Source organism: Bariatricus sp. HCP28S3_A4 (assembly GCF_052066395.1).
Taxonomy (GTDB): domain Bacteria; phylum Bacillota; class Clostridia; order Lachnospirales; family Lachnospiraceae; genus Allocoprococcus.
Genome location: NZ_JBQHSE010000046.1, coordinates 1 through 12,643, shown reverse-complemented (window position 1 = coordinate 12,643; position 12,643 = coordinate 1). Strand labels below are relative to the sequence as shown.

Annotated in this window: 12 protein-coding genes and 2 pseudogenes; 7 read left to right on the top strand and 7 right to left on the bottom strand. The window is 40.2% G+C overall.

The window, feature by feature from the left end; genetic code table 11:
- Positions 1 to 109: 109 nt before the first annotated feature.
- The 7 genes from ACTNBF_RS15390 to ACTNBF_RS15360 all read left to right on the top strand — a co-directional run bounded on the left by ACTNBF_RS15390 (position 110) and on the right by ACTNBF_RS15360 (position 5,653).
- Positions 110 to 679: an MATE family efflux transporter gene (locus ACTNBF_RS15390; protein WP_441089611.1), complete on the top strand. Its 570-nt coding sequence runs from the start codon at positions 110 to 112 to the stop codon at positions 677 to 679.
- Entirely contained in the window at positions 679 to 1,548 is an 870-nt protein-coding gene (locus ACTNBF_RS15385) for an AraC family transcriptional regulator (protein ID WP_441026871.1), read from the top strand. Before ACTNBF_RS15390 ends, ACTNBF_RS15385 begins: the two co-directional genes overlap by 1 nt.
- 130 nt (positions 1,549 to 1,678) lie before the next feature.
- Positions 1,679 to 2,167 (top strand): cysteine hydrolase family protein, encoded by a 489-nt coding sequence (locus tag ACTNBF_RS15380; protein WP_441089610.1) that lies wholly within the window; start codon positions 1,679 to 1,681, stop codon positions 2,165 to 2,167.
- A 91-nt stretch (positions 2,168 to 2,258) separates the two neighbouring features.
- Positions 2,259 to 2,930, top strand: coding sequence for a response regulator transcription factor (locus ACTNBF_RS15375; protein ID WP_441089609.1), 672 nt, complete (start codon positions 2,259 to 2,261; stop codon positions 2,928 to 2,930).
- A 78-nt stretch (positions 2,931 to 3,008) separates the two neighbouring features.
- The gene (locus ACTNBF_RS15370; RefSeq protein WP_441089608.1) at positions 3,009 to 3,923 is read left to right on the top strand and encodes an ABC transporter ATP-binding protein; all 915 of its coding nucleotides are present in this window, start codon (positions 3,009 to 3,011) and stop codon (positions 3,921 to 3,923) included.
- Positions 3,916 to 4,758: an ABC transporter permease subunit gene (locus ACTNBF_RS15365; RefSeq protein ID WP_441089607.1), complete on the top strand. Its 843-nt coding sequence runs from the start codon at positions 3,916 to 3,918 to the stop codon at positions 4,756 to 4,758. Before ACTNBF_RS15370 ends, ACTNBF_RS15365 begins: the two co-directional genes overlap by 8 nt.
- A gap of 10 nt (positions 4,759 to 4,768) precedes the next feature.
- Positions 4,769 to 5,653 (top strand): sensor histidine kinase, encoded by an 885-nt coding sequence (locus ACTNBF_RS15360; RefSeq protein WP_441089606.1) that lies wholly within the window; start codon positions 4,769 to 4,771, stop codon positions 5,651 to 5,653.
- 90 nt (positions 5,654 to 5,743) lie between these two features.
- Here the strand turns inward: ACTNBF_RS15360 and ACTNBF_RS15355 are convergent, their stop codons facing one another.
- The 7 genes and pseudogenes from ACTNBF_RS15355 to ACTNBF_RS15325 all read right to left on the bottom strand — a co-directional run bounded on the left by ACTNBF_RS15355 (position 5,744) and on the right by ACTNBF_RS15325 (position 12,415).
- Complete coding sequence (locus tag ACTNBF_RS15355) at positions 5,744 to 5,932, bottom strand: hypothetical protein (RefSeq protein ID WP_441089605.1); 189 nt, start codon at positions 5,930 to 5,932, stop codon at positions 5,744 to 5,746.
- 865 nt (positions 5,933 to 6,797) lie between these two features.
- Positions 6,798 to 8,188: pseudogene (locus ACTNBF_RS15350) on the bottom strand (site-specific integrase).
- Between the two features lie 3 nt (positions 8,189 to 8,191).
- Positions 8,192 to 9,163, bottom strand: coding sequence for a helix-turn-helix domain-containing protein (locus ACTNBF_RS15345; protein ID WP_441089604.1), 972 nt, complete (start codon positions 9,161 to 9,163; stop codon positions 8,192 to 8,194).
- A 130-nt stretch (positions 9,164 to 9,293) separates the two neighbouring features.
- Positions 9,294 to 9,479, bottom strand: coding sequence for a helix-turn-helix domain-containing protein (locus tag ACTNBF_RS15340; RefSeq protein ID WP_075671598.1), 186 nt, complete (start codon positions 9,477 to 9,479; stop codon positions 9,294 to 9,296).
- A gap of 595 nt (positions 9,480 to 10,074) precedes the next feature.
- Positions 10,075 to 11,301 carry a ComEC/Rec2 family competence protein gene (locus ACTNBF_RS15335; RefSeq protein WP_441089603.1) on the bottom strand — a complete coding sequence of 409 codons (1,227 nt, stop codon included), beginning with the start codon at positions 11,299 to 11,301 and terminating at the stop codon, positions 10,075 to 10,077.
- Between the two features lie 39 nt (positions 11,302 to 11,340).
- Positions 11,341 to 11,550, bottom strand: a pseudogene (locus tag ACTNBF_RS15330) (rhomboid family intramembrane serine protease); the annotation flags it as partial.
- Positions 11,551 to 11,608: 58 nt separating this feature from the next.
- Entirely contained in the window at positions 11,609 to 12,415 is an 807-nt protein-coding gene (locus ACTNBF_RS15325; protein ID WP_441089602.1) for a hypothetical protein, read from the bottom strand.
- Between the last annotated feature and the right edge of the window lie 228 nt (positions 12,416 to 12,643).

Genomic DNA, 12,643 nt, shown 5'->3' with positions numbered 1-12,643 from the left:
TTCTTCTAAATTCTGGAGTGTAAGTTTGTGGCATAATAATTCCTTCTTTCTTTGATAGATTGATTATATCTTATTAGCCACTACTGTTACAACGTTAGTATAGCACTTCATTGCGTTCAACTATGTGCTTATGAAATATGTTGGCAGTCAGGGCGTTGCCGCATTTACCATACTCGGTTTTGCCGTTTACGGCTTCAGTATGATAGCCATAGGTTTTGGTCAGGGACTCACACCACTTGTCAGCATTTGTTGGGGTGCAAACGAACAAAAAACTGCCATGGAACTTCGCAGCGTTACAAATAAGATTTTATTGATAATCGGATTGCTTTTTGCTGTCGCTTTTTCGGTTTTCGGTAACTCCTATGCCGCAATGTTCGGTTGCAGCGATGTTGTTGCAAATATGGTGGCAAGCGGATTTCGCATTTATGCCGCAACATTTTTAGTTATGGGCTTTGACGTGATAAATTCAATGTATTTTACAGGCTGCGGAGACGCATTAAGCTCCGCAATCATATCGTCTCTTAGGGGTGTTGTTCTCCTATTGGCATTTACATTCATATTCCCGGCTCTTTGGGGTATGACAGGCGTATGGTTTGTTGCTCTTGCAACAGAGATTTTAACGGCTGTTGTTTCGTTATTCTTGATAAATAAGCAAAAGAAATTGTGTGGGGGCAGGTGATGACTGTGGAAGAAAACAGCATAGTTACAATTCAAAATTCCGTGATAAACAAAGCAATTGACTTTATTTTTGACAACATAGACAACGAAATCACTGTTGATGATGTTGCCAGGCATTGCTCATATTCTAAATATCATCTTATGAGAATGTTTAAGGAGCATACCGACGAAGCTCTGTATCAGTTTATTAAGCGCACCCGTATTGAAAGAAGCGCGTGGAGATTAAAGGTTGAAAAAGATAAAAGCATTACCGAAATCGGAGTTGATTATGGATACTCCTCGTCAAATTTTGCCACAGCCTTCAAAAGACATCTCAACATTACACCTGCAAACTTTCGCAATGTCAGTGAACAGTTGGCAGAGCAATGCTCTTTTTCGCACGGAATATCTATTGATGAATTGGTAGATACGGAAAATCTGATAACCGTTGAGGAGTTGGACAGCTTTTTTGTATTATATGAGCGTAAAAAAGGCAACTATCATAATCTGCCTGACGAATGGTGTACATTTATAAATAAATACGAGCACTTGTCATCGGCTGACACGCTGTATCTGGAATCCACAGTAGATGACCCTTCAATAACAGATGAAAACTGTTGTATGTATGAGATGTGTCAAACTATCTCGCCAAATCATCCGGCTCTTAAAGATAACCCAAATATTCTGACACACACTTTCGCAGGCGGTAAATATGCAGTGTATCATTTCAAGGGCTATCCGCAAATGCTGTATATGGTATATCAAGGCGTTTTTTGCCGATGGCTTTCAAAAACAGGCAACCACATTGACGAACGACCTGTTTTTGACATATATCGCAAAGTTGAAGAAAACGGCTATATGGAAATTGATATTTGTTTTCCGCTGAAATAATATGAGTTATATTTATACAGCCGTATTTCAAATTATTTGATGTCAATAGACGGCGGGTAGAAATTCTCATAATTATGATGTATAATTAGAAACCAAGAGAAAGACAAATCGAGATTTGTAGAGGAGTATTATGAAAAACAAAGCCTTGGTCGTGATCGACCTTCAGAATGATATTACAAAAAACTACCAAGAGATCATTGGGACTACCAATCAAGCAATTGACTGGGCGGTTGCAAACAATATGTATGTTGTGTACATTCAACACAACAATCTGTCTGCAGGAACGAGAACATTTAAGCCTGGCACTCACGGTGCTGAGTTTGTTCCTGAACTCAAGATTGTATCGGAACACATTTTTCTCAAAACAAAAAGCAATGCTTTAACGAGTGAAGAATTTGACGCTTTTATCCGGGCACACGACATCACCGAGTTTTTTATTGCTGGAGCAGATGCCACAGCCTGCGTAAAGTCCACTTGCTTCAATATGACCAAAGTCGGATATACCGTTCATGTTTTGTCTGACTGCATCACAAGCTATAATAAAAATAAACTTCCTGAGATGATGGAATATTATGCAAACAAGGGCTGCACCGTCAATAAACTCAGTGAAGTTGTGTAAGTATTTCAAACCGATAAATTCCAGTCTTCCGGTGAGATTGAAAGCGCACATGAATTTGAATTTTCGTGAGAGATATATTGGAGACTAACGCATGAGAAAAATAGCAATCATAGATGATGATATTCATATTGGAGATATGCTGACGGAAGTGCTGGTGCAAGAAGGCTATTCTGTCCTTCGTGCATACTCAGGCACCGAAGCGTTATATCTTCTTTCGCAAAATAAGCCAGACTTGGTGCTGTTGGATCTGATGTTGCCTGGACTTTCCGGCGAGGACGTTCTGCCCCACATTGAGAACATTCCTGTTATCGTTCTCAGCGCAAAAGTAGATGTGCAGGACAAGGTTAATCTTCTGCTCAGCGGTGCAGCAGATTACATGACCAAGCCTTTTGACACAAAGGAACTTTTAGCACGAATTACCGTTCAGCTCCGCAAGGCAGAACAGCATGCGGAAATCAAATCCCTTTCCGCTGGTGATTTGGTTTTGGATATGGTTGCCCTTTCTCTGACGGTACAGGGGCAGTCTGTGAAGCTGACCCGAACAGAGTATGCTATTTTGAAGCTTCTGATGGAAAATCCCAAACAGGTTATTGCCAAGAGTGTTCTGCTTGACAGAATCAGTCTGGACACCCCCGACTGCACCGAGCGTTCTTTGAAGCAGCACATAAGCAACCTTCGTAAAAAATTGCAGGATGTCAGCGGTGTGGACTATATCGAAACAGTATGGGGTATTGGTTTCAAACTGGCAGAACAAAAATCTTGACCAAATCTTGACGTTTTTCTTGACCACTTTCTTGACTTTTGTTTAGTAAACTTAGGTCATCAAAGGAGGTAACACACTATGAACTATATTTTGCAAACAAACAGCCTGACAAAAAAGTATAAGAACTTTCAGGCTTTGAACGGTCTTACTATGAATGTTCCCAAAGGCTCCATCTATGGCTTTGTGGGAAAGAATGGCGCAGGTAAGACAACGCTGATTCGACTGATCTGCGGATTGCAGGAGCCGACTTCTGGCAGCTTTTCTCTGTACGGCATCCGCAATGACAGCAGGGATATTATCAAATCCCGCCGACGTATGGGTGCCGTGGTAGAAACACCGTCCATCTACATGGATATGACTGCGGAAGAAAACCTCAAACAGCAGTACCTTGTTCTTGGCCTGCCGTCTTATGATGGTATCCCCGAATTGCTGAAGCTGGTGGGCTTAGAGAACACCGGAAAGAAGAAAGCAAAGAATTTCTCCCTGGGCATGAAGCAGCGTTTGGGCATTGCCATCGCATTAGCCGGTGATCCCGACTTCCTTGTTCTGGATGAGCCTGTAAACGGTCTTGACCCTCAGGGCATCGTGGAAATGCGTGAGTTGATTCTGAAGCTGAACCGTGAAAGACAGATCACCGTTCTGATTTCCAGTCACATTCTGGACGAGCTTTCCCGTTTGGCTACTCATTACGGTATCATTGATAACGGACGCATGGTAAAGGAACTGAGTGCGGAAGAACTGGATGCAGCCTGCCGCAAATGCGTCCACATGGAAGTGACCGACACCGCAACTCTGGCGCGTGTTCTCGATTCTCTGAATTTGGAATACAAGATTATTTCCGCAACCACAGCCGATGTATTTGCTAAGATTAACGTGACCCAACTGACCGTTGCCTTGGCAAAGGAAAACTGCGAAGTTAAGTCCTTGCAGGAGAAGGATGAAAGTCTGGAGAGCTACTATATCTCCTTAGTGGGAGGTGGCAGCAATGCGTAAACTGATAACTGCTAACTTCTCACGACTTTGGAGAAGCAAAATCTTTTGGGTATTGGAAGCTCTCTCTGCTATTGCAGGTGCAGTATTCTACATTCTGGCAATCATCAACACGAAGAATATCGGAGAAAACTGGTATCTTGCCAGCGGTAACTACTATTTCTTTATCGGATTGGTTATTGTAGGGGCTATCATGGCGGTGTTCAGCGCTTTTTATATTGGTTCGGAATACGACCAGGGGACAATTCGCAATAAATTGAATGTTGGATGTACCCGAAACAGCATTTATTTGGCGAACTTGATTGTCGTAGTCACAGCCAGTGTCCTGTTTACGATTACACATATTGCGGCGTCCGTTGTTGTTGGCTTACCATTCCTTGGAGGATTGATGTGGGAGGCACTTGCTCCTGTGGGATGGCGTATTCCCACTACAATAGTCATGCTTCTGTGTTATGCCGCTGTTTTCACATTCATTGCTATGCAGGACAGCAATAAATCCCGAAGTTTGATTATTAGTTTTGTGTTCGCTCTGGTAATTATTATTGGGGGCTTGTACGTCTACAGTGCTTTGCAGGAACCGGAGTTTGCTACTCGTATGGTTATGCAGGAGGATGGCAGCTATTTGCGACAGGAAGGCATTCCCAATAGCAAATATATCAGAGGGACTGCCCGAATGGTGTACACTTTTATAGAAGCCTGTATTCCATCTACGCAAGGATTGAATATTGCCCGTTCGGAAGGTGTGTTTTGTCCGCTGGCGATAATTTGTCAGTTATGTGTATCTATTGCGACCACTGCCGCAGGCGTGTCACTATTCAAGAAAAAAGATATAAAATAAGAGGACTGTTATGGAACATCTGCTGTTAATCATCATCGGAATATTGCTTCTGGTTATCTTTGTGCTTGCTGCGAAGGTTTATTTCCTGCGCAAGTCGGCACAGGAGATTTCGGAAGCATTCCGTGACCGATTGGCAGAAGATACCAACACCCTCATTGATATTTCTACCCGTGACCCCTATATGCGAAAGTTGGCTACGGACGTCAATGTTCAGCTCCGCTTACTCCGCAAGGAACGCCATCGTTACCAACAGGGCGATCAGGAATTGAAAGAAGCTGTGACCAACATTTCCCATGACCTTAGAACACCACTGACCGCAATTAACGGTTATCTTGACCTGTTGGAGCGTGAGGAAAAGAGTGAGAATGTTCAGCGTTATCTTTCCCAAATTAAAAACAGAACCGATGTTTTGAAGAATTTGACCGAAGAACTGTTCCGATACAGTGTGGTCGCATCTTCGCAGGATCTGAAACCGGAACACATGGATGTTGTCCGGGCGCTGGAGGAAAGTCTGCTATCTTTCTATGCGGTTATGCAGGAGAAAGGCATCCAACCGGAAATCGAATTGCCGGAGGAACCTGTTTTCCGTGAACTGGATGCAGGTGCGGTCAACCGTATCTTCTCCAACATCATCAGCAATGTGCTGAAATACTCTGATGGTGATCTGTCCGTAGTTATGGATAAGAGTGGCAGTATTACATTCAGTAACACAGCGCATAAGCTGAATACTGTGACAGTCGGCAGATTGTTTGACCGATTCTATACAGTTGAAGCCAGTCGTAATTCAACAGGTTTGGGATTGTCTATTGCAAAAATGCTAACCGAGCGTATGAGCGGTAGTATATCCGCACAATATCAAAATAAGAGATTGTATGTGACCATTGATTTTTCGTAATTGGATAAGGTAATGGAAAATTTCAGTTTGTCGAACTCACTTTAAATAATCAAAGACCGCTTACATTGTGTAGGCGGTCTTGTTCTATGTTCAGATATATTTGATTTTGAACTTTCTTTTCTTGGCTGAAATCATCTTGCAGAGAATATCATCAACTCCATCGGTATATCTGCCTTGTGCTGTCAGGTTGTTTTTCAAACGGATAAGCGATTGCAACACTCTCCTGTATTCGTCATCGGAAAGATATAAATGATATTTCTGTTCTTTCAAAACAACCACCTCCTGTTACCGCAATTATATAATAAGAAAGGGCATAGAGGTAGTGTGCGATTTTCGCTTGACCACCACTGAATGAACGAATTAACAGGGTAACGACCGCCTTTTCCATTAGCAGAAATTTTGCTCGATTTTTTCTGCCATTAGCAGAGAGGGCATTTTCATTAGCAAAACGACGATTTTTTTGCTAATTTTTATTAGCAAGCCGTACACCTGAAAGGCGGACGACATTAGTCCTAATTTCCATTAGCTGACGGAGAATTTGCTAATGAAAATCCGTGAATTTCACGATTTTTCTCTTTTTCCGTAAAAATGAAAAACGCCGGAAACCCTTGATTTTACTGGGTTTTCCGGCGGAGTTTTTGGCGTTCCCGAGGTGATTCGAACACCCGACCTACCGCTTAGGAGAGCTCTGTGGTTCTGTTAATCCCTGTCAAGAACTGATATGTTTAGCCCTTTATTATCAAGGACTTTTTTTATTTTCGAATCAAATTCTGGTAATCTGAATACCCTTTCTGTCAAGACCAGATAAGACCTGAAAATTAGCAGATTCTTTGCAGCTGCTAACATCCGGGGAAAGCTCTGTTGTTACTGACAGATATCATATTCCGGCTACCATCCCCTTACAAGCGGGAATGATAAACAATATTCAATTGACCAGATTTCTATTATTACTATACACCGTTATTGAAAATTTGTCTATGGTGTTTCGACCACGACAGCCAACTTAAATACGAACATATCCAGTTGCCGGCCCGGCATCATTTTCCCAAAATCTCCTTCATTACATAATTATCTCCATCATTTTTTATTCATATGAAGGAGATTTGTTGAATATGATTGAAATTGTTTTACTTTATCTATCCCCTTATTTCATCGTCTTCGCAAGTGAAGATAGCAGTGCCGCCATCTCCGGATTGGAGAGAACCTTTGCAAGCAATTCCGCATCAATACCTTCCGGAACCGCCACCGTATTTTCTGCTGTATTCGGATGCATCTGCGGATCCAGATTTTTCTTCTCATAAAATGCTTCTTCAAACAGCTCTGCATTTTTCTTCCGGTCATCATCCAGGATGTGGGAATATACATCCGTAACCATGCTGACCTGGGCATGTCCGGAATCTCCCTGGACAGCCTTAATATCTCCACCATTCAGTTTCAACTTATAGGTAACACTGCTGTGTCTGAGACTGTGGAAAACAACCGGTGGAAGATCATAGTCCTTAATCAACTGATTTAATGGCTTCCGGATCGCGCCATCCCCCAAAGGAAGACCAAACGTACTTGCCATGACCAGGTTATAGTCCATGTATTCATCTCCAAGAACTTCCTTTGTCTCATCCTATTTTTCTTTCCATTCGATCAGCATCTTTGCGACAGACTTTGGAAGGAAAACCTTTCGGACACTGCTGTCTGTCTTCGGTGTTTTCAAAACACGGACTGTTTTATTGGTCTTGCTTTTTTCCGGAAATATCAGCAGCACATCTTTTGCATCCAGCTCTTTTAAAGCGGATTTGCTCACTCGCTGGGATTCCTTATTAATAAACAGATATGCCCGGTTTTCCTCAATTGCTTCCTCCGAGATGTCCACACAATCCCAGGTAAGCCCCAGAAGCTCACTGATCCGGAGAGAGCAGGAGAAGGAAAGATTCATTGCCAGCTTTAGCCGATCATCCTCACATACTTCCAGTGCGTACAGCAGAGTTTCTGCAGTCCAAATCTCACGTTTCTTTGTTTTAGTTTTGGTACGGTCGCATAGATACAAGGATTCTTCTCCATCAGTTCCCATTTGACAGCCTGTTTAAAACAGCTTCGGAGGAGTTTATGGATATCTCTGATGGTACTGGTAGATACATATTCATTCTTTCTTTTCCCAATTATAGGATTGACCACAGCCGGAGCTTTCAACAACCTCTGATAATATTTTTCAATAAAACGGGTATTGATCTCCGATAATTTTTCATCCCCGATGATCGGAAGGATATAATTATTTATGAGAGAAACATTTCCATCATATGTAGATAATGCCCAGTTGTCCTTCCCATACAGGGCAACGTACTCTGCCAGAAGATCTTTCATGGTTTTACACTGCGGAATTATCATGGAACCCATTTCTTCTTTATATTCAATTTCTTTCTTGCGTTTCTTTGCCTCTGCCTTTGTAGCATAAGTTTCCCATTTCTGCTTCCGTTTCCCGTCTGCATCAGTATAGGAATAGATCACATTAAATTTTCCATTTCGTTCTCTGATTGATGCCATAATTTAACAGCCCCTTTCTGTATTTTTCTTTTCCAGCCACGCTTCAAATTCTTTTCGTTTGATCCGAACATGGTTCCTTATTTTTACAACCGGAAAATATCCTTTTGTGTACCAGACATTTATCATGGACCGGCTGACCTTTGCCATAAAGGCTGCTTCATCTATAGTAAGATACTGCAGATTGCCATTCCTTCCTCGTTCCCCGGTCTGTGCCAGTTTCTTTCTCCGATAATTCGCCAGTGCCACATTTTCTTCCATTGCCAGTTCTTCATAATCGTTCGCCGGATCCAGATGATATTCATCCTGCCCTTCCAGAAACTTCTGAAAGCTTTCCTTCGTGATTCTTTTTCGATCAGCGATCGTGACGAACTCAAAGAAATGCTGATACTTTTGACTATTCAAGATGCCATATACCTGATTTCTTGTGATTCCCAGCTGTCTGGCCATTTCCGGCATAGTGAGAGTAGCGGCCTCCATTTCGGCATCCCTCTTTTTATCATCCTTCGTGCGGTATCTGGACTGTCCGTCATACCATTTCTGAAATGCAGCTTTTGGTACACGTTTCCAGTAGTCCACAATCACGACTTCGATATTATTCCGCTTGATCAGGTCATAAACGACACCATCTGTAAGCTCCAGCATTTCTGCAAGTTCCGGAACAGAATAAGACCATTCTTTCAATTCCTTTCCCGGTTCTTCTCCGTTGACTTTATGATATTTAATCTGATTCGCATACCACTTTTCAAAACTCTCAATATTAACCCGCATCTTTCCGGCAATCTCTTTGGTCTCAAAAAAGTGTTTATGTACCAGCCAATACCGATCCGTCTTTTTAAGCCCTAAAAGCTCGCCCATCTCAGAAACACTCATCCATTTCTTTTTTGCAGAAGACAGTCTCTTGTATGGGCTGTTTGCTTCCACTTCCTTTATCAGTTCTTCGTATTCCCCGGTATTCATTTTCCCCTTCTCATCCATGAAGCTTTCCTCCTTCTTCCCATACCATACCGCACTTTTTCAAAAAAATTTAGGGTGCTGAATGCCAGTGGCATTCGTTTAGCACCGACCGAAGCGGAGCGGAGAGTCGATTTTTCATCCGGATAGGAGATTAGTTGGAAGATTCCGGCAGCTTATCCAGCCAGTCATCAAAGCTCTTTTTGGAAATACGGTACTTTCCGCCATCCAGCTGGATCCACCGGAACTCATTTTTCTTCAGAAGGTTGTATATTGTCGGTCTGCTGACACCAAGGATCTCCTGTAACTCTTTTACTGTATAACATCTTTTCTCTGACATATGTCATTACCTCACATTTCATCAATATAGAAGGTCAAATAAAAGTCCTTCTATATATCCAAAGATTCGGAGTGTCTTATACAACATGTTTTAGTAAAAAAATGTCAAGATGAGAAAAATGGGCAAAAAGAAACCTCCGTATGAGCTGAATCATACGAAGGTGTAATTATCACTTATTTTTAGGAATAATAATTATATATTTGTTATTGTATTAATCTTGCATTTAGAATAATCTATCTCTGATAATTTCTGAATATTTTTCATAAAACTATGGATTACAATTACCGCAACTAGTATACCCTTGTTCAATTAGTTCTTCTCTTGCATATGGCCAGTTTTGGCGGACAGCTGGGCCACATTTTCCGGCCAGTCAGAGACACAATAAGCGGACAGTTAAATTTCAAGCCATCAAGCCTTATGCCGCGAAAGGTGCTTTACATGAGTAGCTCATGATAGGCTGTTTAGCCCTGGCAAATCCGTCTCTGACGCGGTTTCCAGGCTTTGCCAATGAATCATGAGCGGTAGAGGCTCATGTCAAGTACACCGTGGAATAATGCTTGATGGCTGGCCGCCGATTATGTCCCACACTGTCCGCCTAATATGGCACAGTTGGCCGTTTAGGTTGGCAATCTGCATCTCTGGTTTCATTTGTATATTTTTTGTTTTTATCACTCATTTTACTTACACTATTACAGTAACAATAATGAAATTTCATTGTGCTGGTGTTACATACATATTGATAATCAATATTATTGTTCTCTACTTCAATCGTTTGATTTTGGTTGTCCTTATTTTTAACGAAATCATCCTTCTCTAATTCAGATCCGGCTCGCCAATCAGAAGTAGCTTCTTGGTTAAACCATACATTTATTCCGTCAGAATATCCTATAATTTCTTTCTGTAAATCCGTACGATATAATAAACATCCCGCTTCTCTTAATCGTTTCAATGCTTCATCAGACGGATGACCATATGAATTCCCTAATTCACAACTTATTAACGCATATTGAGGGTTTACAACATTTAAAAACGCTGTAGAGTTTGAATTAGCACTACCATGATGACTTACCACGAATACATCTGAACAAAGAGATACTCCGGAATTAACCATATCAGATTCTGCAGGATATTCTGCATCACCACACATGAGAAAATGTGTGTTTCCATAAGTTATTCGAACACAAATACTTCTATCATTTTCTTCTGAATATGAATATGTATATGGTCCAACAATTTCTATCTCTGCATTTCCAAAATAGTAATTGTCTCCTTGCTTTGGATGAATAACTAAGGCACCATTTTTTTTAACCATATTGTCAAAAGAATTGTATATTTTCGTATCTGCTTCATAATCTGGGGATAGAACTGTTTCACATTCAAAAACATTTAATGCACCAATCAATCCGCTTATATGATCCGCATCAAAATGAGAAGCAATAATATAATCAAGCTTCTTAACCTCCTGTTTTTTTAGATAAGCAACAACATATGATGATGTTCCAGAATTTCCACCATCATATAACAACCAATGTCCATCACAATTAACAAGTACGCTTGTTCCCTGTTCAACATCAAGTAAATGAAATTCCAATACATTTGTGACATCAGTTTGAGATATTTCCTCTTCATTTTTATTATTATCTGTCGATTGTTCAATCTCTACATTTTCATCATTAGTATACTCATTTGTTGCTAGTTCAGATGTTTCTTTATACGATTTTTCTTTTTTTTCATATCCGCAACCGAATATAGCACATATCAGAGTTATACAAAGCAACAGACATAGGTAACGTTTCCAATTATTATCAATATAATGTTTCATTTTTCTTCCTTTATTAACGGATATTATTTCGATTAATCATTATTTGCTTTTATTGAACCGATACCCAACAAAAGCTCCTATTGCACCACCAATAACATGTGTTAGTTGAGAAATATTATCTCTTATCGCAATACCTTCATATACTTGCTGACCAACAAATAATATTACAACCAAAATAATAGTGAGTGGTATTTCTCCCTCTTTAAATCGCGTAAACGAAGACAATACAATAAATGCAAATACAATACCACTAGCACCACAATAAGCAAACGTTCAATAGCGACTACCTTTTTTGACTTTATCACCTCTAATCGTCACGAAGATATTTTCCTACAAACAATTGATCGTATTCTTTTTCGCTATCTGTTTCGACTAAAATTTCTTTTGTGTTTTGAACTGATATCGTATATTTCGACGTGCCTCTTTCTAGTAAGTATGATTGTTCTTCTTCATTCCAGCTTGCTTGTTCATTGTAAAACAAAGAATATCCTGTGATACGACCACCTTCGAAATTGCAATCTTTATGATATAACGTATAGGAAATGCTAATTATTCCTCCCTCATCTATTGATACACTTAGCAAATAATAGGTGTCATTATCTCGGTCAACCGTTCTACTATAACGTCCGTTTATATTCTCTATTTTTGTATTTTCCTCAACCCTTATAGGAGTTTCAGCGTCTTTATTTTCATATGTAGTGATTAGTTCTTGATTGGTGTCATTATTATCCAATTTATCGTTCTGGTTTATATCCTGAGTTTTGTTGGCTTGTTCATTTTGTAAATATAGTTGTATTTTTTCAATTTTAGAAGCTGATTCTTTATACTCTGGGATTGTCTGAAAAAGCTCAAGGGCAAGCTCATATTCTTCAATATTCATTTTGCTTATTCCATTTTGATAAATTGTCTCTTGGACTAACTGATCTGAATTTTTGTATCCTCTTAATTCATCAAAAATTTTATAAGCATTTTCGTAATCTCCATCAGCTAAGTATTCAATGGCCTGTTTATAGGAAGCTCTGTTATTCATCTCTCTTTTGATGAATGACCCTCCACCAAAAACAGCTACGACCATTAATAAAGAAAGAAGTAAAATCAAATATTTTTTGCACATTTTTAGACAACCCTTCCTTTTTTATTTAAATTGTATCCCATAATTGCGCCAATTGCCCCGCCCAGAATATGTGAAAACTGGGAGACATTGTCATTTATAACACTCCCCTCATAAAACGGTAGTGTCAAAAACTACCTGTTTTTTTGTCCCAAAATTCAATAAAAACCTTGATTTTATGGGAGAATGCAAATAAAAAGAGCATTGACCTCCCTTTTTCTGGTATAATGT